The following is a 21,190-nucleotide window of genomic DNA, read 5'->3' as shown; positions in this document are numbered from 1 at the left end:
TTGGGCTTGGACGCGCCATTGGAGGCTGTTGCGGCAGCGATCGTCAAAGCGCCTGATGGGTGATGGCCTGTTGATAGAGTGGGCCATAGAGTCGCTCGATCAGCGCGTCAAACCCCTCGGCAGCGCTTAGCGTGGCGAAGTCGGGCCAGAAGCGTGCGTAGCCGACATGCGCATCGCGCTCGCCGCGATAGCGATCATTGCCCTCGTAGTCTTCGGCAGGCTTAGCGCCCTTTTCCTTGCTTTTGTCACGCAACACCCCGAACGCGGTCTTGCAGGCCAGTGGCAGGGGCTGGGTCAGTGCCTCGACATAGCCCAGCATCAGCGACTCCAGAAGCGTTGCCGCTCCCGCCTGTTCGCCCTCCTCGCAACCCCCCTCCTCGCTCGCCCGATCCTGCCAATCGAGCGCCGGCAACCAGACCTCGCTGCCAGGGCCGAGCAGACAGGTGCGGGTCGGCGCCTCGTGCTGAGCGGCCAGATGCCGCGGCCAGTGCGTAACCAGGTGAGACCAACTGAGCTGATCCTTCTTGATCAACTCGCTGGCCTGCAATCGCAGTTGCAGCCGCTCGCCTTGCGCGTTGGCGCGCAGCCCGGTGAGGCTGTCTTCGAGCAGCAGATCGCCGGCGCTGAGGCTCAGGGCGCGGATCGGCACCGCGGTTGGATACGCGGCCAGCAGCGCGCGATAGCGTTGCAGGGCTGTCGCGAACTGAGCCCGCAAGTCGTCACGCCAGTGGGCATCAAAGGGGGCAAGCGGCAATTCGCCAGCCCGCGCGAGCCGATCGACCGCCTGCTGCAGACAGGTCTCGCTGGCGATCCCAGGCTGCGCCACGAGTTGGCGTTCGACGCGCTGCAAGATGGCGTCACGCAGTCCCCAGCGCTGTAGCGCATCGAGGTCGAACGGCTCCTCATCGAGCGCGGTCTCGGCCTCGCGCTCCAGGTGCAGGGCCAGGCGTTGGGTATAGAAGGTGCGCAGCGGATGGCGCAGAAAGCGGCCCAGCCTCTGCAGGCTGATCGGCCCGTCGAAGGTCGGGGGCGAGAGTCTCGGTGGGCGTTCCGGGAACAGGGGCGCCGGCGCGGCGGCGTCAGTGGCCGCTGTCACGTCCGCGCCATCGGCCGCTGTCGCGTCCGCATAGAGCCTGCGCCACTCATCGGCATAGGTGAACAGCCGTGGGTCGCGCCCGGGCTCGAAGTAGCGCCGGCTGAACGGCTGCAACGGATGGCTGCGGGTCAGCGCCGCGAGCAGGGCCTGGCCCGAGGTGTCGGAGGCGGCCCCGGCAGCCTCTGGAGCCAGCCGCCAACCGGCCTGCAGATGATCGCGCAACTGCCCGACCAGCACCGAGGGTGGGCGCTCGGAGTCATCGCGCAGGCTGCGCCCGACCCAACTGATCACCAGGCGTTCGCGCGCGGCGAGCAGGGCTTCGAGGAACAGGTAGCGGTCATCCTCGCGCCGGGAGCGATCGCCGGGGCGGTAGTCGTTGGCCATCAGATCGAAATCAGTCGGCCGGCGGCTGCGCGGGTAGTCGCCGTCGTTCATGCCGAGCAGCCAGATCTGCCGGAACGGGATCGCGCGCATCGGCATCAGGGTGGCGAAGTTGACCGCACCAGCGAGGAAGCGCTGGCTCAGGGTCGGTGTGTCGAGGCTGGGCAGCAGGCTGTCGCGCACCACCTCGAGCGGCAGCGGTTCGTCCTCAAGACCGCCGTCGGTGGCGTCGAGTAGCCATTGCTCGAGGGCTTGGCGCAGTTGCGCAAGCGCGCGCTCGTCGGCCTCGCTGCTGGCCAGGAACAGGGCCTCAAGGCGCTCGGCGAGCAGCGTGCTCCAGGCCGCCGGGGTGCGCGGCTGTTGCAGCAGACGCCAGCTCTCGCCGAGGCTGTCGAGCAGCTGGGCCAAGGGGCCGATCAGGGCGGCGTCGAGGCCGCCGATCTCATCGAAGGGCTCGATGCCCTGCCAGGCCGCGCTGCCACCGTTGGCGAAACCGAGCAGCAGGCGTTTGAGGCCGAAGTGCCAGCTGTTTTGTTCGAGCCCGGGCAGGTCGAGGCCGGCGCGTTGCGCGGCGTCGAGGCCCCAGCGGATCTTGGCGCCCTCGATCCAGGGGCGCAGCCTGGGCAGGTCGGTCTCGCTGAGGCCGATGCGGGCGCGTAGCGCGGGGATCTCGAGCAGATCGAGCAGGTCGCTGACGGCGAAGCGCGACTGCGGCAGGTTGAGCAGGGTCTCGACGCCGATCAGCAGCGGATCACGCTGGCGGGGCGATTGGTCGGTGATCTGAAACGGGATGCGGCGTGGATCATCGCGCTCCAGGCGCCCGAACACGGCCTCGATGTGCGGGGCATAGACGCTGATGTCGGGCACCATCACCAGGATGTCGCGCGGATGCAGCGCTGTACCGGCTTGCTTGGCGCTGGCGAAGGCGTCGAGCAGTTGGTCGTGGAGGATCTCGACCTCGCGTTGCGGGCCGTGGGCGATGAGGAAGCTGAGGCTGCGGTCCTGGCGTGGATCGATGGCGGTGGCGAGTGCGCGCCGTTCGTGCAGTGGGCGCAGCTCGAGGATGTCGTCTTGGAGTTGTTGTAGCAGCGTGGGGTTGTGCGGATCGCTGGCGTCGAGCGGGGACTCGAACAGGTCGATCTTGAGGTCGTGCTGGGCGAACTGGGCCTCGTAGGTGCCGCGCTCGTCGTGTTCGTCGAGCAGGCGGATGTAGTCGCGGCCCTGCTTGCCCCAAGCAGCGAGCAGCGGATGGCCATGCAGATGCAGCTCGGCCTCATCGATCGCCTCGGGAACCTTGCGCTGGGCGGTGCGCTGATAGGCGCGGCGGAACAGTTCGCGGCCTTCGACTAGGTCGCCCCAGTAGTGCTGGCTGGGGTTGTGCACGAAGAGCATGACCTGGGCGATCGGGGCGATGGCCTCAAGGACCTCGATGGTCTGGCGGGGCAGTGAGGAGATGCCGAAGACGATGACCCGACGGGGCAGTTCGCTGGGTCGGGTGGCCCAGCTCAGGGTCTTGGCCTGGGCGAGGAAGCGTTGGTGGATCTGGGCGCGGCTGGCGTCGGTGGTGGCGCCGCCGAGGTGGCTTGAGCCGCTGGTGGCGTGGCGGATGCTGTCCCTGCCCGTGCTTGGGTGGCCGAGGTCGTCTGCACTTGGGTTGCCAAGGGCGTCCCTGCTCGCGCTGTCCAGCGATTGGCGCAGTCGACGCCAGAGCAGCGGTTGCCAGCGGTGGTCCTCGGGGATCGGGGTCTGGCTGCCGTTGGGGCGGATCAGTACATCCTCGCCCTGCTCCCAGGCGCTCAGCCAGTCGGCGCGGTAGACCTGGTATTGGTCGTAGAGGTCGGCGAGGCGCGCGGCCAGTTGCTGGCGGCGGCGGGCGTCGCCATCGCTGCTGAGGAAGCCGCGTAGGGGGTTGAGCCAGGTGCGTTCGTCGGGGGTGCTGGCGAGGGTGTCGAGCTCGCCGAGTAGCCGGTACAGGCGCCAGGTCAGCGGTGCCTTGTCATCGGCGGAGCGCTCGGGGAGGTCGCCGAGCACCGCGCGATAGGCCTGCCAGAGGAAGCGCGCCGGGAGCATCAGGTCGAGGGCGGCGGCGATGCCGCAGCCGCCGCTGAGGTCATCCGCTGGGGCGGATGAATCCTGACCCCTGGGGTCATCGCCTTGGATGTCTTCAGCGCGCGGAGCGGCGAGCGCGAGCTTCAGCCATTGGCCGATGCCGTTGCTCTGCACCAGGATGACCTCGTTCTCCAGCGGCTGCAGCGGATGGCGGATGAGCCAGGCGCTGAGCAGCCCACGCAGGGCTTCGAGCCGGTTGCCTTGGATCAGCATGAAACCGGTGGGCCAGGCGCGGGCTTGATCCGTTGTCTCGGTCATCGCTGTGCTCCTCTCGTCACTGGCCAGTGCTCGGCCTCTGGATCGTCGCTCGGTTGCAGGATCGCACAAGGGGCGTCACCGGTGGAGGGGCACGAGAATCGCCCACTACCGATCACCGCTCAGGCCGCCAAAAGAATCACGAAGACGCCAGCCAACATCAGCACCCCGCCCGGCGCGCGGCTCACCAGATTCGGCTCGCGAAACAACAACGCGCCATAGAGGATGCCGAACAACAGGCTGCTGCGCTTCACCGCGATCATATAGGCCACCTCGGTCAGGCGCAGCGCCATGAAATGGGTGATCACCATGACCCCATTGAGCGCGGCGACGGCAAGCACGGCGCCAGGTCGGCGAGTCAAGCGCCGCAGCGCCGGGCGCAACGACAATCGCGCGCCGCCGACCGGCAACAGCAGCAGGAGTGGAATCGCCAACAGGCCAATGACGGCAAAGTAGAAGGCACCAAAGGCGGCCGAGGGCAGATAGAGCAGAGCCACCTTGCCGAGGGTCGAGGTCAACCCATAGAGCAGCGCGACGCCAAGCATCATCCGCGAGCCCGGCTCCCAACGGATCGCGCCGAGCGGCCGCAGCCAGGTGCGCCAGTCATTGCGCCGCGCCTGCTCGACGTTGAGCAGCCAGGCCCCGGCGACGATCAGCAGCACACCCAGTAGTCCGCCCAGACTCAGCTGCTCGCCCAGCACCAGCGCCGCGATCGCCATCGAGAACACCGGCGTAAAGGCCAGATACGGCAAGGTCAACGACAGCGGATGATCGCGAATCGCCGCCATGTAGAGCAGCATCGCGCCGATCTCGAGCGGCGCCAGGACACTCAGCCAGGCCCAGAACGGCGCCGGCAACTGACCCAGATCCGGCAACCAGAACAGCAGCGGCGAGAGCAGCGCACCGGTCAGCGTGAAGCGGATCAAGGTCAGCTCCCGCGCCGAGAAGCCCTGCAGCCAGGCCTTGGTCGCCGCATCGGCCGAGGCGACGCTGAAGGCGCATAGCAGGGTCAGCAAGAGCCAGCTCATCAGGCCCGAACCAAGCCAGCCGGTGCATTGTGCCGCCCTCCTGCCAGCAGACGAGAACGGATGCGCGTCACTCCAGCGGACTGAATCAGGGCATCACGCATCCGCAAGCAGGGCCTCGCGCGGCCTGACCCGAGCAGCGGCGGCCTTCAGTACCTCAATCCCAGCCCCAGGGCGATGCGCCAGCTCGCTCAGCGTGCGCCGCCAGGCCTTGGCGCCTGGGCACGCATGAAAGAGACCGAGTAGATGCCGAGTCATCGATGCCAACGGCACGCCTTCCGCCAGTTGCCGTTCAACATAGGGGATGAAGGCGTCTAACGCCTGCCGCGGCGTCGCGACCGGATTCGCGGCACCAAAGAGGCGCCGATCCACATCGGCCAGCAGCCAGGGGTTCTGATAGGCCTCGCGGCCGATCATCACGCCGTCGACCTGTTGCTCGCTGAGCAGCGATTCGACCTGCTCGAGACGCGTCACACCGCCGTTGAGCACCATTGGCAACGTCGGAAAATCCTGCTTGAGCCTGATCACCCAATCCCAGCGCAAGGGTGGCACCTCGCGGTTCTCGCGCGGACTCAAGCCCTTGAGCCAAGCCTTGCGCGCATGCACGATCAGCGCATCGCAGCCGGCCCGCTCCAGCGCTTGGGTAAAGGCGACCAGCTCCTCGTAGCGATCGCGGTCGTCGATGCCGATGCGGCTCTTGACCGTGACCGGGATCGCCACCGCCGCCTTCATCGCCGCCACGCAGTCGGCCACTAATGCGGGCTCGGCCATCAGGCAAGCGCCGAAGCGCCCGTTCTGCACCCGGTCCGATGGGCAGCCGACATTGAGGTTGATCTCGTCGTAGCCCCAGTCGGCACCCATTTGCGCACAGCGCGCCAGCTCCGCTGGATCAGAGCCGCCGAGCTGCAGTGCTAGCGGATGCTCGGACGCGTCATAGCGCAAGAAGCGCGCGCGATCACCATGGATCAGCGCGCCGGTCGTCACCATCTCGGTGTAGAGTAGTGTGTGCCGTGACAGCAATCGCGCAAAGGAACGGTAATGCGAATCAGTCCAATCTAGCATCGGAGCGACCGAGAGACGTCGGTCCAACAACGCTGGCGGGTTTACTATCATCTTCTCAGGATCAGCGGGTTCGAGGATTTTCAGTATCTCAGGCGCGTTCACAGCTCTGCCGTCTCAAGATCGAGAACAAGATGAGCAGCACGCATCCCCGGCGCAGCCAACAGCGCTGAGCAACGCTGCGTCCAGCCTGCGACCCGAGGATCGACGTCGCCCGAACGGACCCCATTGCTCCAGTACGCGAGGGCCTTGTCGAGGGCGCAAGCCGGCTCCCATAGCCTGACCCTTGCGGTCGCCTGATGCAAAGCGTGCTCCGGGTCACCGTCAAAGCAGGTTCCGAGAAGTGCAGCACGCGGCGCGCCCTCTAGGCGTGCCCTCAAGCACAGGTTGGCAATATCCTGGTGTGGATCGCCGGCGGTGGAGGTTTCCCAGTCGATGAAATGAACCCGATCGCCATTGTCGATGATGTTTCCGAGCACCAGGTCGCCATGGCAGGGAACGGGCAAGGGTGCCGTGCGTTGCAGCGTTGCCACCACGGGCTCCATCGCCCTGACAACACTCGGCAGACCAGCGGCATGCCGACGGGCCTCGTCGGCCTCCGCAGCAACGCCGGCCATACGCCGGCGAATACGGCGCAGGATATCGGTTCCAGAGCGAAATGGGGCTGTATCGCGGTGCAGGCTTCGGAGACAACGACCCATGCGAACGGCAGCGTCTGGCGTGACCATGCCTGGTTTCGGGTGTTCTCCATGGAGATAGGGCAGTAACAGCAAGCCATCCGTCGGATCGGCGAGCAGTGGCACCGGCGTGACACCGGCCGCAGCGGCCGCATTGAGGTTGTGTAACTCGCGCACAAGCCTATCGGCCGCCTTCGGCCTTGCGTGCGGCAGCCGGATCACTGCCGATTCGCCGGCATGGCGCAAGAGATAGACCTGATTGCGCTCCCCTTGCGAGGGGCGCTCAACCCACTCAATCTGCTCAGGTCGCCAGCCAAGGCTAGCGAGTCGATCCCAGGCGACGCCAAAGCCGTCAGGCAGAGCGCTCATCGGCGAAGATGCATGTTGCACGCTCCTCATTGCTCGCTGTAGTCCCATCCGATACAGCAACGCGGCCGTCCAGCATCATTTTCAAATAAAAGGCACAGACATGCTGAATGGTATCAATACGAAACCACTGGCGCGTATACTTAAAACGAATGCCGCCCAGCGCAACGTCTGGGTTAGCGGCAAAATAGATCGACTCTGGGGTATTGACCAAATGCATCGTCGCCCAAGCCAGCAATCTCAACGCACGGCCATAAAGCGCAATGCGTGCCTTATCTCCCACCTTGTGCGCAAGGGTGAAGGCGGCCATGAGCCCTTCAGCACGGGCGCCATCGGCGTAAGGATACTCGCCGAATTCGTAGAAGAAGGCGCCTGCGTAGTCCGGATAAGGCGCATCATCAACCGTATACATCTGCCGCACCATCGCATCGGCATCGGTAAAGACGAAGTCCCGGTAGAGATCGCGACGAAAGGCCGGTTCGTCCCAAAACTCCATCATCGCCATCATCAGCCAGGCGTCCGAGGGCAAGGCGCGGTATTCGCTCGCGCGGGTGCGCGGTCGCTCCACGATGAGGAAGCGCAGCGCGCGATGGACAGCGGCCAGGAGACGCGCCTTTTCGACCTCGTCCTCTAGGATGTACAGATAGTAGCCCGCTAAGCCACATAGCGCCTCGCCTGGATAATAGAAAGAAAAGTATTTCCCGTTGTCGGCTTCGGTGACCTCCTTGTCTAAGTAGACCTTGTAGTAGATAAACTCGCCGCTGTCTGTGATCTGCTCAGCGATGTGATTGGCGAGCCGCCGCGCCGCCTCGTCGTAGCGACGGTCGCCCGTCAGCCGGCGATGTTCGGCCAGCGCATAGAGTCCGACACCGCTACCGCCCAGCTTGCCCTTGCGATTGTAGTAGATGTAATGCGCCTCCCTGCCGTCATGCGTCTCATAGGTCCTTGCCTGGGCGAGTAGGTAGTCGATGGCACGCCGCATCGGCGCAAGCGCCCGATCGCTCCCAGTCAGGCGCGCGTGGTAGAGCCCCGTCAGGATACCGCCGCTGTGGCGAACGATGTTGTAAAACGGGTTCCTGTCGGGGTCGCGGTTGGGGTGCTCGTGGTCGCGGCGGCTGTCCAGCGCTGCATTGTAGTAGTAGAGGAAGCGGCCATCGGCTTGTTGATTTCTCAGGATGTGGTCGACTGCCAGCTCTGTTGCCTGCACCAACCGCGCCTGGGTGAGCGGTCCGTTCAGCGGATGACCCCGCCACAACCGCACCCAGCGCTCACCAAAGCTGATGTAGCTTTCGCTGGTGAAGCGAGCGAACGAGTAGGCGTCCAGTACATCGTTGCCGTACAGCCGCGTCAAGCGACGTCGCAGCTGCTTCATGCCCATGTAGGAATGCACATAGGCATCGCCCGGTAGGACGTAGATACGCTTGCCATCGCGCTCCAGCACCAGGCCATCAAGACCGACCTCGAAGTGCAGGGCACCCCTTCTAGACATACCGATTTCACGAATATCACAGGGCACAGGGGGCTGAGCGATGATGTCCAGCTGGATTCGGCAACGCTCCTGGTCAGCGACGGCAAAGGCGCCGATGCGCGGATGCTGTTTCAACGCCTTTAACGCCTGCTCCAGGGCCTCACCTAACCCTCCACCGCCACGGCGCACGACCATCAGACGCTGTTCAGAGGCTTGGTAGAGAATCAGCACCACCCGGTCGCAGCGTTGGCGAAATCCCTGCGCACCTGCGACCGCCACACGAAGAGCCTCCCAATCCGGGGCAGCAGCCTGAAGCGCGGCACGCAGCATCGCGAGCAAGGTGGTATCACCAGGCGTCAGATGATCGCTGGGTAGACGACGCTCCGGCACTTCCAGCACTCCGAGGGGATAGACGGGCGGTGGCAAGTCGGTCGACACTGCGGCTATGGCTCGAGCTTCCGCTTCCACAGGGAGTCCGAGAGACGTAGACATGGCAGGATACCGGGCTGGCAGGATGTGTCAGCGTCAGGTGACAATCACTGCCACTGACAGCTTTAATCGGATCACGGATGGACATTCTGAGCACGCTAAGGACCGATCGCGCATCCCCTTGGCCATTATTCTAGGAAATGGCACTAGTCTTGCATGCACTCGGGTAGCTTGCATGCACTCCCTCAGAATGACAAGGGTGTCTCAACACTTGTTCAACGACGAGCGTTGACCTAAAAACCCTGGGACTGCGCGATTTGCATTGACAAAAAACAAAAAATACACTACATTTCAATCAATTAGAGTCCGCCTAGAGAGTAACAACGATGGCCCACTTACTTCTTGATGATAAAAAGGCTGACCAGGCCCGCAAAACCCATAATAGCCGCATTTCGAAAGTTGCATTGGGAACCGCAACGCTCGCACTCGCTTTGAGCGCAACAGCGACACTGGCCACTCCGACGTTGACTATCGATAATATGCAACAGGTTGGGAGTGTTGAATTCAGTTTCTCTGAAAATTCGAGAGATCCTTTCTTGATTGGTTACGACAACGTTAACCTTCGTTTTGATTATGATTATGACCCTGATAAATGGAGAAATAAAAACGACTGGCGTCAAAATGGAATAAGCGCGGGCGCTTTCGACGGCAAAGCACAATCTACTGGAAACGAAGATTTCGACATTACGACGCTCTATCGTAGCCAAGATCAGGTCATCTTGTACTGCCTCGATATTTTCAATGATCTCGAGACGGTAGGTTTCGTTGAATACAACGTATACGCATTTGATGATGACGCAGCTGGCGACCCCACTACGACAACTCAAATTACACAAGACGAAACAGAAACTGAGAGGGTCTGGCGGGGGTGGAGGCAGGGGTGGCAGCTTCGCGAAACAACAATACCAGGAATTACTGCCACTGGTAACATCAACAACGTTTTGGATTTTCTTGGTGCGCTTAATGATGTTTTAGCTGAAACTGACTACTGGGTTGAAGAAGATGATGGCTGGGTTCAAAATGGCACTTATAATTTTGGTGACCGAAATTGGCTGAACCCCGCTAACTGGTTAGTAAGCGGCGCAATTCAGGTCGGAATCTGGGAAAGCCTCTATGACGGCGATATGGACCTCGACACTGGCCATTTTTCAGTTACAGGATTAAGCCGGGATGGAGAAGAGTTACTTAATACTACTTTTCAACGAATGGCATCCAGCGACCCGCTAGACAGAAGCCAAGTCCTGTTGTTTCAGCCTGTAAACGGTGGCCAAACGCTTATTGGAGATCCCGACCCCGTTGATGTGCCTGCCCCCGGGACGCTGGTGCTACTCATAAGCGGTCTGTTTTTGGTTCGCAAAGTCAGCCGGAATAGCCGCTAGCGGTAAAACCACGTGCTGAGTCGTTCTTCAAAGCCGATCCAGCACGGGCACAGCAACAGAAAGGGGTTGATGGACTAACGCCTTCAGATCGGCCGCAGGCCAAGGCCATACGCAGATAGCGACGCCGTTCTTCTGTATGCCATTCATCAACCACCGATCTCCGTGCTCTCAGCACAGTCGAGCAACCCTCTGCTCATGAGCAACCCCTTGCTCAGCGACCTGCGCCCCCTGCAATTGACCGATTTACCAAGGTTCAAGCAGGCAGTTATCGCAGGGCAACAGCGGGGCTGGAACTTCTATTTCCCCTATCTGCTTTTTGTCCGTCTTGGCTCCCAAAGCGCTCGCTATCTTTGGGAAGAACGCAACGGCTCTCTCTGTGTGTTCAGACATCAATATGCAAGGAAGAACCGTCTGGACCTTGCGTTCCCGCCATTTCCCTATCAGGAATCGGCATTGCTTGGTGCTTTGGAACGCAGCACTGATTTCAATCAATCGGACAACTCCAGGATCTATTTCATTGACGAACAAGACATGCCGCAGCTGCGGCAATTAAACCTCTTTCGTCTCACCAAGCGTAACCCGCAGTATCTCTTTTCGCCAAAAGCACTTTCCAGCCTAGCTGGCCCCCAGTTTCAGAATCTACGACGCAAAATCAGTCTCGCCAGCAGGCGGATGGAGATCGACATCCAACCCTACGGCCCGGAATATGCTGCACAATGCCGTCAGCTTCTTAACGACTGGGAGAGGCAAAAAGAAAAACAATCGGACTCTGTGTTTTTTCAGCGGCGCTATGCCCTAAACGCTTTTCATTTTGCTCCGCAACTCGACAACCGTGACTTGAATGGCTTTGTCTATCTTGTCAATCAACAGGTCCGCGCATTGACCTTTGGGGGAGAAATAAGACCAAACGTCGGATGCTTGTTATTATCCATCGCTGATCCGAGTAACGCAGATCTTGGCTATTTTATACGCCAGCATTTTATTTCAACCATGCAGGACTACGAAATCGTTAATGACGGATCAGATGGAGGAGATCACGGACTGAGAGAAATGAAACAACGTTTCCGACCCACTGGATTTCATATCGCTTACACGGGTAAGCAGGTTACTCGGCTGGCATCTCGGGCAACAACCTCCCTATCCAATAACACTGGAGAGTCGGAAACCCGAAGCCTAAGCCCAGACACCAATGAGGCTCGTCATCCGGTAAGCCGCTACAGCCAAGCACGTTACGAACTGCGTCCATCAACGATGGTACCAGGCCAAGTGGGACTTTTCGCCTTAGTCGACTTTGTGGTAGACGAAATCGTCGCCCCTTACGCATACTTTGATGAAACCCGATTGATTACCTGGGCTGAGTTCGAAACATTAGATGAGGCAACGCGTTACAAACTTATCCAGTACTGCTACAAAGACAGAAAAGGACTCCATGCCCCGAAAGACATCAACAGTCTAGGGATCTGCTACTTTATCAATCACAGCTGCGATCCGAACCTGTATTGCAATAAGAAAGGCGACTACGTTGCGCAACGAAATGTTAAAGCTGGCGAAGAGTTGACTGCAGACCTAGAGAAAAACATGAAGAAAACTTATACGCAATTTGCTTGCTGCTGCAAATCGGCTAACTGCAGAGGGATTATCCGAATATAATAACAATCAATACCCAAGCCTGCGCATCTGCCAAGCACAAGACCAGCAGAACGAGAAAGACGCATGCATCGACAATCCTGATTGAGTGACGGCCATGAAGCGTTGCGATGAGATATCCATATCGCCCAACACGGAACTCCAGGTCATCGCAGCCACCCATCCGCTTGAACTGGATGCGCATGCCAGCGCATGGAATCGCTTGATCCATGAATGCCCTGTCGCCTACCCCACCCAAAGTTACGGCTGGCTAAAGGCCTTCTACAGCCACAAACTCGACCCCACGGAGCAGATGTGCTGCCTGCTTGCCTACCAGGGTCAAAGACTGGTCGGCGTCTTGCCATTAGTCGGGGGATTTCGGGCGCATGGACTTGGCAGGGCTCAGCACCACTTCCGCGCCCCTGTCGATGAGTACCATACCGTTCGCGTTGATCTGCTAGCGCACTCCAATCAAGCGGCGATTCTCCAAGCCTGCTTTCGTCATTTATCCGCGATGAGCTCGGGTCCACCGATTCTGCGCTGGCGTCAGGTACCCTCGACATCACCCATCTTCGCCGCTTTTCAGCAGCATCCGGACAGGCTCAGCCTGATGTTTCGGCAATCCGGTCTGGAGCATCGCATCGCGCTGCCCAATGATTTCAGCGCATTTCTGAGCACTTTGGGCAGTAAGTTCCGGCGTGAGCTGTTTCGCCAAGAACGCCGGCTCAAGGAACGCACGCTGGTGACCTATCGCTGCCGAGAGGATTCGCGGAGTATTGAGGATAACTTCGCCCGGTTCATGGCCGTCGAACACAGTGGCTGGAAGGGCGAGCGCAATAGCTCGATCCAGGCTCGGCCGGGCGATCCACCGTTATATCTCGCCGCTGCCAAGCAATTCGCTCGCGATGGTTGGATGGACTGGAACTTTTTAGAGGCCGATGGCCAGGATATCGCTGGCCAATTCGCGGTGCGTATGAACGGTGTGTTGTTTTTATGGAAGGTTGGCTACCAGGAGGCGTTCGCCAACTGCGCGCCAAGCCATCTGCTTTTTCTGCGCACGCTGGAGAAGGCTTTCATTCAAGGAGATGTCAACGCGGTCAATTTCATGGCGCGGCGCCACTGGCTGCGGGTCTGGCAACCGGTGGAACATCCGCTCTACAACCTGATTGTTTACCCGACCGATTTAGCGCCCGCCTCCTTGGCCAAGATGACCCAAGCGGCCCAGTCCGCTCATTACAGGCTGTGGGACGGAGAAAACCTCTCGCAATCCAGCTCTGCAACCTCAGCCCGCCAGCAGGTCTCGCCAACGACCAAGCCCAGTCACGCCGCCTTGAGCAGCCCAGATCCGGCCTACCGAACCGATCGCGCCACGGTGATCTGGGCCGGAGATATCAATCTAGGCCGAAGACAGCATTATCGGACCGCCAGCATTGGCGCGGAAAACGTGCTGGGTGGCATTCCCGCCTTGCGCACCGCCGACCTGCGCATCGCCAATCTGGAATGCGTGGTGGCCACCGCCGGAGAGCAGGGCTTCAAGGGAAGCAAAAAAGCACCCTATTACTACCGGGCTCGACCGGAGATGCTACGGATCTTGACCGGCGCACATATCGATATCGTCGCGACAGCCAACAATCACAGCGGGGATTACGGCCCCGAGGCCTTACTGGAACAAGGCCGCTGGCTGGACGCTGTCGGCATCGGACACGCCGGCACCGGCCCCCATCTGGAGGCAGCCCTGCAACCGGTGTTGCGCCGGGCCGGGAACCTGAACGTCGCCTTGTTCAGCCTCGACGCCACGGAGCCCCAGTTCGCAGCCACCCAGGACAGTCCGGGAAGCGCGCATCTCGACCCAGACCTCCCGGACCTCTGGCGAGCGACCCTGGCCCCTCGCATCAGCGCGATTCGCGACCAAGCCTCCGTGGTTCTGGTGGGCGTCCACTGGGGCCGCAATCATGCCGACACGCCTGAGCCGCGCACTCGGGCTTTGGCGCGAGCCATCATCGACGCTGGCGCCGATGCGGTGCTGGGCTGCAGTGCCCATTGGCTGCAGGGAATCGAGCTCTATCGACAGCGCCCGATTCTCTACGATGCCGGCAACCTGCTGTTTGATTCCGTGCGCAACACCCTGCACCGCGGCGGTCTCTTTGCCCTCGACATCAGCCCCCACGGCGTCGAACAGATCCGCTTCATTCCGATCGGTATCGGCTTTGGCTACTCGGTCCAGCGCTCCGGACGCAACGCCCGCAAGACCATCGATCAGTTCACGGCGCTTTGTTCGGCGTTCGGCACGCCGGTCTCATCGGACGCGACGAATGCCGGGGCCATCACCCTTTCGCCACCTCGCCGCGTCATCAAGACCCGGTTACCGCAAGCGCCCTATACTCGTTATGACCTGAGCGTTCTGGACCCGTCCATGACGTCAACCACGGCGGCAGGCGCTGTGGACCAGGTTCCACAAGCCGCCCGGATCGCGCCGGTTCGTCTCGGGCCACTGACGCTGCTCGGAGTGCGCGTCGATCCGCAGACGATCACCCGCCGGCAGATGCTCTGGGTGGAAAGCTTCTGGAGCTGCGAGGCTCCGATCCGGGAAGACATCCGCCTGAACATTCGCGGGGTGCCGGTCCAACCCAGCACCATCCCGGTCTGGGGCAAACGCATGGACCATGATCCCTGCGACTGGCTCGCTCCAACCAGCCGCTGGCAGCCCGGTGTCATTTACCGGGACTACTATGGTTTGCGCGCGCCTCGGATGTCGCAGTTGCTCAATGTGGACCTGCGCATCGAGGTTGGCATTCTGTCCAGGCAGCATCCCGACGTTTCGCCCTACCTCGGTCCAGTGCTGCGGATGGCCATTCCCGAGCTGGAATCAGCCCCCGCTTCCACCACAACACCTTCTTACCGCAGCGACTTTCCGGCCTCGATCCAAGAATGCCAGCCCGGGCAGACCTGGACCGCGGCCCAGCTCCAAGCGGTGACCGGCGGCACCTGGCAGGTGCCACCGCCAGAGGGCTGGTTCGTGCGCTCCGCCGCCTACCAACGCTCCTACATCGATCGACTGCCCAAGCCGTTTTTCTTCGTCGCGCACGATCTGGCGCAACGCCAGCGCCATGCCCAATCCACCCGCCCCAAACGGGATTACGATCGCCACGACGCACTCCCGACACTGGCCCCGCACTGCGCCGGCGCCATGGTCTCCCGACCCGTGGCCGGATTGCCCGCAGACTTCCCGCTCTTGCAGGTGGCCGATCCGATCCAAGCCTTGATGGAACTCGGCCTGGCAGCCCGACAACGCTATGCGGGTCCTCTCGTGGCCATCACCGGCACGGCGGGTAAGTCCACCACTGTGGCCATGCTTCAACAGATGCTGACCGCGCTGTCCGAACCGACCCCGACCCTCGGCGATCCGGTCCTAGCCACCCAGGGCAACTACAACACCCGTATCGATGCCCTCGCCCTCCTCGCCAGCCTGCATCCCGAGCACAGGGCCGCCATCGTCGAGGTCGCCCAAAGCGCGCTCTGGATGAAGCGTGGACCGGTCACCCGCCTGATGCGTCCAACCATCTCCGTGATCACGGAAATCGGCCTGTCCCAGACCGATCGGCGCGTGTCCTCGGTCGCCGATACGGCACACTGGAAGTCGCACATCTTTGATGGTCTGACCGGACCCGCCGTGGCCGTGATCGGCGAGCACTTGCCCTATTTCGACGAGATCCGAGGCAAGGCGGCCCAGCATGCCCAGCAACTCCTCGTCGTTGGTGAAAGTCGCAACGCGCAGCTGCGGATACGCGCCGTGGACAGCCGCCGCTCGGGCCGAATGACTGAACATCGCATCACGCTGGACACCCCGCAAGGCCGCCTTCGCTTTACCCTGCCCCTGTCCAGTCCGGGCATGGTCCGCAATGCCTTGGCGGCCCTGGCCGTGATCCTGGCGATGGACAAGGATCTTTCAGACGCCGCTGAGGCGTTGCGGCATTTTGAGCCCAACGCAGGCTGTCTTCGGCATCACAGCGTCAGGCTCCGCCATGGCCTCGTGACCCTTATTGACGACAGCTACAACGCCACGGTCCTCTCCATGCTCAACGCCTTCCAGGTGTTGGCGGAGGCGACGCCCCCCGCGCAAGGACGGAAAATCGCCGTGCTCGGGCGTATCGTCCATCTCGGCGAACAGGCCCAATCCCTGCATGAGGAGCTGGCCGAGCCGCTGCTCGCGACCGGCGTGGAGCAGGTGATCACGCATGGCCCGGAGATGCGCTTTCTGCGCGCGCAGCTGCCCGCCGATCGCTTGGGGCCGCACTGCTCGCAGGCCCAAGAGGTGGTGCGCCATCTTCATGACCTGGCCCAGGACGGTGACCTGATCCTGATCAAGGGCTCTCGCCGAGCGTCGGATTTTGGAGCCATCCCGCACCTGCTGACCCAACCTGAACCAGGAGATGCCGAACAGGCAGCCTCAGGCATCCCAGCCCCCCTCTCTCGGTCCGCGCCGCCGCCATCCCGGGCGCCTGCTCCCGTGTTCGCTTTCACCGAAGACCTGCTGTTGCAGGCTGCGGCCCGTCGCGACCTGAAGATCACCCGACATCCCGCCGGGTACGTCGAGATCGCCCAGCATGGACGAAGCGCGATCTTTCGACGCAACTCACCGGATCACTCCGTCCTGGCTGCGACCATCACCGCAGACAAGCGCCGCAGCAAGCAATTACTCGACCTGAACGGACTGCCAACCCAGGAAGCGACCGTCTTTGGCAACCTGCACGCCGCCCAAGCATTCTTTATCCGTTTCCAGGCCGAACACACCGATCGGGCACGCCATGTCCGAGTCATGGTCCTGGGCGGACGCGCAGTTGGGGCTTATGAATGTATGCCGATCACGCTGACTGGCAATGGTCGCGATACGGTTGCGGGCTTGATCCAGGCGCGCACTAAACGCAGAGCCAGCAACCCCTGGCTGAGCCGATGGCCGCTGGTCCAGCAAGAGGGTCTCGCGCAATCAGGATGGGCCATGGAGGCCGTTCCCGATCCAGGAACCCGCATCCTACTGTCCCATGTAGCCAGCATCGCCAACGGCAGCGACACGGTTGCCTTGACCGAAACCATCCATGCCTCGCTGCTGACATTGGCCGAACGTGCCGTGCACTGTTTTCCAGGGTTGCACTTGGCTTGCGTGTCCCTGCTCTGTGAGGAGCCCGAACGCGACCTTGCCAGCCAGAGTGCGGTGATTCTGGATATCGACGGCAAGCCTGCCATCGCCGATCTCGCTTTCCCAGCCTCGGGACTGGCCTTGGATCTGTCCAACGAGGTGCTCGACTATGCCCTTGATCCGGCTCGGCAACAAACGCCTTCGGACCAACCGCCCTGCCTCCGGCCCGCCCCTGCGTTCACTCCAGCAGCGGACACGGCATTCGCCCTGGACAGTCGCCTGGAAGTCCAATTATTGTGTCATGCCGCCCGATCCCGAGGATTAAAAGCAGAGCGACTCGCCTCGAAGCTGACTCGCATTGCTGATGCGGATGGCCAATGCCTGTTTTACCGGACGATGTCGCCTGGCACTCGCATCGTCGCGCGGCGGGCTACCAACACGCACAAATCATGGGCGAAGCAATTGCTCCGCGCGGCTGGCTTACCGACGCCCAATGGCCAGGCCTTCAGTGCAGACCAACAAGCACCCGCTTGGGCCTATCTTCAACGCCAGAGCGTTCCCGCCGTGATCAAACCCCAATCCGGCTCCTGGGGGCGAGGCGTGACCACCAATGTCACCCAGCGCGAGCATTTCGACGACGCCTGGACGCTCGCGGTCCAGACCAAGGCGACGATGATCCTGGTCGAGGAGTACGCACCGGGTGCGCTGTATCGCCTGTTTATCATCGGCAATACCTTGGTCGCCGCCGCGCACATTCTTCCCGCTCACATCACCGGCGACGGCCAACGGAGCATTCAAGCCTTGGTCGACGCCCAAAACCTCCAGCGCGAAGGAGACCCCGGACTAGCCCAATGTCCGATTGTTCTCGGCCCTTCCGTACTTCGCCAGTTACAGGCGCAAGGGCTGAATCCAAACGCCATTCCTGACGCTGGGCACACCGTGCAACTGGACACCGTCGCCAACACCGGCGTTGGCGGAACCAGCCAGGACGTCACCGAGAGCGTCCATCCCGACTTCGCGCCCCTCGCTGTCAAGGCCCGACAGGCTGTGTTCGATCCGCCTCATGTCGGCATCGACCTGGTTGCCGAGGACATCTCCCTGCCGCCTGACAAACAAGCCTGGAGCATCATTGAGGTCAACACCAACCCCGATCTCAGCTTGCATCATTTCCCAACGGTTGGGCAGGCCCGAAACGTTGCTGGGGTCTTGATCGAGTCCTTGTTTTTAGCGTACAGAACCAATGATTGCTCTTTTCGTTTACGGCCATCGACAATCCCTGATGCTGAAACGCTATAGACACTTCTTCGCTGATCCGTTGGCACTTCTGCTGCTCTTTAGCGTTGTTGTTCTGAGCCAGCAGCCAGCCCTAGCCACCGAGCAGGAAAAAACATGGCTGGACTGGAACAGGCCGGCGGAAAAAAACCTGTGCCCAGATGAACCAACATTTGTCTGGGTAGAACACGAAGAAGGAAAGGAATGCATCCGTTACTTTCCCGGCGATGACATCCATAACGCGCCCGTCGTCATTGCGCAATTCTACGGAGATCGAGATCGGGTCATGCGCAAACCAGTGGATCAAATCCGCAACAACACCCGATCCTCGCAAGAAGGCTACGCGGCGCGACAAACCCGCAGAGCGGGGATTCCAGTGGTGGTGGTCGCCCGTCCCGGCACCTACGGCTCCTCGGGCGATCACCATCAGCGACGCCAGCCCAAGGAATACCACTCACTGAACGCCGCATTAGACCGGATCAAGGAGCGCTACGGCATCCAGCAGTTCGTCCTTTCGGGCCACAGCGGTGGAGCCACAGCGGCTGCAGCCTTGCTCACGCTAGGCCGAACCGACATCCGCTGCGCAACCTTGAGCTCCGGGGCCTATGACCTGCTCAAACGGGCCGAGATGCTCCGCAAGGCCAAGGGGCGACGGCCGCGAACAGGCTTCGACACAACGGGGTTGGCCGATCCCTACGATCCTTTGGACCATCTTCAGGACATCACCCATGATCCAGAGCGCTTGGTGATCATCCTGGGTAATCCCGAGGACAGCATCACGCCGTTCAGCCTGCAATTGGCCTTTGCAAACGCCTTGGAAGATGCTGGCCACCGAGTTAGAGTAGAGATCCACCCAGCACGAGAACCGGCATTTCATAATCTAACTGGGCATGTCACGATTAAAGCCGCTGGAGGATGCGCAAAGTAATGGAAACCTACTAAGGTAGGGTGCAACCTGCCGAGCGCGCCGCCAAGTGATTGATTCGCGGTTTTGCCACCGAGTTGCCCCATGCCCTCAAGTAGCGATCGGCAAGGCCTGATCATCGTTAGCGGCCTGATCGCCATAAAGGCGCGACAGCTCGCTGTGGATGCGAAAGTCCATAAACGGCTCCCACAGCTCGCTGAGCGCGACGCTGCGCAGCTGCAGCATGGCGTGGGCACCCGGACGGTCCAGCGCATGCCGGAGCGCTCCATGCCGATCCTTGACCAGATGCCGACAGGCGCCTTCGATGACACCGGCGGCGATCGGGAAGCCGGCCTCCAGGTAGGCATCGTAGGCCATGCGCTGGCGGTTGACATCGAGGTAGGTGTACACGCTGTCGAGGCGTTTGCGCGCCCGGCCCCGGCGGGGCTTGCGCTGTGCATCGAGGTCGGTGAGGACGTCAGCGACCTGACCATGGAGCACCTGACCCAGGGCGGTTTTGACCCAGGCACGGCACTGTTCCGGCGTGTCCTCAAGGACCTCGGCGGCCTCCCAGAGATAACCGGCGACATGAATGACATCGAGGATCTCGGTGACATGTTCGCCCGGCAGATGGGTGGCGGCAGCCTGCCACAGCGAGCACTGCCCATCGATGAGCACCACTGTGTGCCGCGCGCCATCGGGATTGCGCAGCCGATTTTGATACTGCATCCAGTCGAAGATCATCCGCGCTTGCTCGCCGCTGTGGTCCTCGGCATCGCGGATCAGGCCCGCACGCACGGCTTTATGCAACGGCTTCGGACGCGCGGTTGGCGCTGGCTTGAGCACGGAGGTCTTCTCAGCAAACAGCGCCTCGAGTACCGCGTCCGGGGTGCGCACGAACGGGGCGATGCTGTAGACGCTGCCCAGCAGGGCCATCTTCTTCTTGCCACCCACCCCCCGGGTCTCGCTGGCGCGCATCGCCACCCCTTTGACATCGACGGTGTTGACCACGAGGGTGTTGGCTGAAGCCGGCTCAGGCGCTGGCCGCCGCGCCCAAAAGGCGTCCACGGAGGTGCTCAACCCGGCCTGCTGACGTTCCAGTGTCTGCACCGATTGGCGCACCTCGAGTACGCGCTCGAGCAGGTCGTTGGTTTGTGCGTAGGGCTGCTCGATCATCAGCCGTTCGTTCCAGGACTGCAACAGAAAGGAGGTGCAGGTCTCGGGCAGCTGCAACCGCGCATCCAAGGGAATGAGCTCGATGGCTTGGCCTTCGCGTTGGCCATAGACGAAGCGCTCGAGCTGAAAGTCACCAAACACGCTGCGATAGGGGCGCGGGCGCGGTGCCAAGCGCTTGAGCACGCGTCCCTGCTCCATGCGGTGCGGTGCTGCTCACCGACATCCCCGTCACCACTGGCGGCAAAGAAGGCCCCCAGCAGGCTGTGGCCCAAGGCCAAGACCCCGCGCCACAAGCCTTCTTCAACCTCATGGGTTGCCCGTGTGTCCTCGAGTGATGTTTCAACGAACCTGACGAGTGCTTGCATCTGCTCGCATCAGTTGAGGGCCGTGGCTGGTGAGCGTGGACGTGTGTAGACTGAGCAAGGCGGTCTCTCAGGCGGTGGCGGTTCAACGGGATGGTTGCCCTGATCAGCCTACGCCTGTGAGCACCGCCTTGCCCAAGGGCCTCACTCTCCCCCGGCCTGTCCACCCTCGCAGTGGAGCCGCTCCTGCGCCGGTCGGCGCGCTCGGCAGGTTGCACCCCTAAGGGTATAGCGTGGACGGTGCTCGCCAACCAACAGTAACGAGCAGTTTGAGACTGACAATGGATAATAGACTTGTGACTAAATAATATTTTTTTATTTTTCAGTAACCTGACGAGCATTCTTTCAGTAAGCTTTTTCAAAACAACAGCTTAACCTTGAAAAGTTATAATTCGACCCTATTAATAATTGA

Annotated in this window: 10 protein-coding genes; 4 read left to right on the top strand and 6 right to left on the bottom strand. The window is 61.5% G+C overall.

Going from position 1 to position 21,190, the window contains the following annotated elements; genetic code table 11:
* Window positions 1-43 precede the first annotated feature (43 nt).
* The 5 genes from recC to CCR96_RS18750 form a co-directional block, all read right to left on the bottom strand.
* Complete coding sequence (recC, locus tag CCR96_RS18770; protein ID WP_242519212.1) at window positions 44-3,844, bottom strand: exodeoxyribonuclease V subunit gamma; 3,801 nt, start codon at window positions 3,842-3,844, stop codon at window positions 44-46.
* A 119-nt stretch (window positions 3,845-3,963) separates the two neighbouring features.
* A complete protein-coding gene (locus CCR96_RS18765; protein ID WP_201222191.1) occupies window positions 3,964-4,869 on the bottom strand; it encodes a DMT family transporter in 906 nt (301 codons plus the stop codon).
* 93 nt (window positions 4,870-4,962) lie between these two features.
* A complete protein-coding gene (dusA, locus tag CCR96_RS18760; RefSeq protein WP_242519211.1) occupies window positions 4,963-5,928 on the bottom strand; it encodes a tRNA dihydrouridine(20/20a) synthase DusA in 966 nt (321 codons plus the stop codon).
* Window positions 5,929-6,026: 98 nt separating this feature from the next.
* Window positions 6,027-6,971, bottom strand: a complete 945-nt coding sequence (locus CCR96_RS18755) for a phosphotransferase (RefSeq protein WP_201222187.1) — start codon at window positions 6,969-6,971, stop codon at window positions 6,027-6,029.
* Window positions 6,955-8,874: a glycoside hydrolase family protein gene (locus tag CCR96_RS18750; protein WP_201222185.1), complete on the bottom strand. Its 1,920-nt coding sequence runs from the start codon at window positions 8,872-8,874 to the stop codon at window positions 6,955-6,957. Before CCR96_RS18750 ends, CCR96_RS18755 begins: the two co-directional genes overlap by 17 nt.
* A 377-nt stretch (window positions 8,875-9,251) precedes the next feature.
* On the opposite strand from CCR96_RS18750, the gene CCR96_RS18745 reads away from it, so the two are divergent.
* The 4 genes from CCR96_RS18745 (at window position 9,252) to CCR96_RS18730 (ending at window position 19,264) form a co-directional block, all read left to right on the top strand.
* Window positions 9,252-10,304 carry a hypothetical protein gene (locus CCR96_RS18745; RefSeq protein ID WP_201222183.1) on the top strand — a complete coding sequence of 351 codons (1,053 nt, stop codon included), beginning with the start codon at window positions 9,252-9,254 and terminating at the stop codon, window positions 10,302-10,304.
* Window positions 10,305-10,499: 195 nt separating this feature from the next.
* Window positions 10,500-11,954, top strand: coding sequence for a phosphatidylglycerol lysyltransferase domain-containing protein (locus CCR96_RS18740; protein WP_201222181.1), 1,455 nt, complete (start codon window positions 10,500-10,502; stop codon window positions 11,952-11,954).
* A gap of 94 nt (window positions 11,955-12,048) precedes the next feature.
* Window positions 12,049-18,360 carry a GNAT family N-acetyltransferase gene (locus CCR96_RS18735; RefSeq protein WP_201222179.1) on the top strand — a complete coding sequence of 2,104 codons (6,312 nt, stop codon included), beginning with the start codon at window positions 12,049-12,051 and terminating at the stop codon, window positions 18,358-18,360.
* Window positions 18,344-19,264: a hypothetical protein gene (locus CCR96_RS18730; RefSeq protein WP_201222177.1), complete on the top strand. Its 921-nt coding sequence runs from the start codon at window positions 18,344-18,346 to the stop codon at window positions 19,262-19,264. Before CCR96_RS18735 ends, CCR96_RS18730 begins: the two co-directional genes overlap by 17 nt.
* Window positions 19,265-19,351: 87 nt before the next feature.
* Here CCR96_RS18730 and CCR96_RS18725 read toward each other — a convergent pair whose 3' ends face one another.
* Window positions 19,352-20,614, bottom strand: a complete 1,263-nt coding sequence (locus CCR96_RS18725) for an ISKra4 family transposase (protein ID WP_201222175.1) — start codon at window positions 20,612-20,614, stop codon at window positions 19,352-19,354.
* Window positions 20,615-21,190: the final 576 nt, after the last annotated feature.

It is taken from the genome of Halochromatium roseum (assembly GCF_016653315.1).
In the GTDB taxonomy this organism is placed as follows: Bacteria; Pseudomonadota; Gammaproteobacteria; order Chromatiales; family Chromatiaceae; genus Lamprobacter; species Lamprobacter roseus.
Note: the sequence above shows the minus strand (reverse complement) of the source record. Positions and strands in the feature narration are given on the sequence as shown.

What these genes read in the sequence shown, in the direction of transcription:
- recC (WP_242519212.1), bottom strand. Translation starts at nt 3,844, where the DNA reads ATGACCGAGACAACGGATCAAGCCCGCGCCTGGCCCACCGGTTTCATG.
- CCR96_RS18765 (WP_201222191.1), bottom strand. Translation starts at nt 4,869, where the DNA reads ATGAGCTGGCTCTTGCTGACCCTGCTATGCGCCTTCAGCGTCGCCTCG.
- dusA (WP_242519211.1), bottom strand. Translation starts at nt 5,928, where the DNA reads ATGCTAGATTGGACTGATTCGCATTACCGTTCCTTTGCGCGATTGCTG.
- CCR96_RS18755 (WP_201222187.1), bottom strand. Translation starts at nt 6,971, where the DNA reads ATGAGCGCTCTGCCTGACGGCTTTGGCGTCGCCTGGGATCGACTCGCT.
- CCR96_RS18745 (WP_201222183.1), top strand. Translation starts at nt 9,252, where the DNA reads ATGGCCCACTTACTTCTTGATGATAAAAAGGCTGACCAGGCCCGCAAA.
- CCR96_RS18740 (WP_201222181.1), top strand. Translation starts at nt 10,500, where the DNA reads ATGAGCAACCCCTTGCTCAGCGACCTGCGCCCCCTGCAATTGACCGAT.
- CCR96_RS18735 (WP_201222179.1), top strand. Translation starts at nt 12,049, where the DNA reads ATGAAGCGTTGCGATGAGATATCCATATCGCCCAACACGGAACTCCAG.
- CCR96_RS18730 (WP_201222177.1), top strand. Translation starts at nt 18,344, where the DNA reads ATGCTGAAACGCTATAGACACTTCTTCGCTGATCCGTTGGCACTTCTG.
- CCR96_RS18725 (WP_201222175.1), bottom strand. Translation starts at nt 20,614, where the DNA reads ATGGAGCAGGGACGCGTGCTCAAGCGCTTGGCACCGCGCCCGCGCCCC.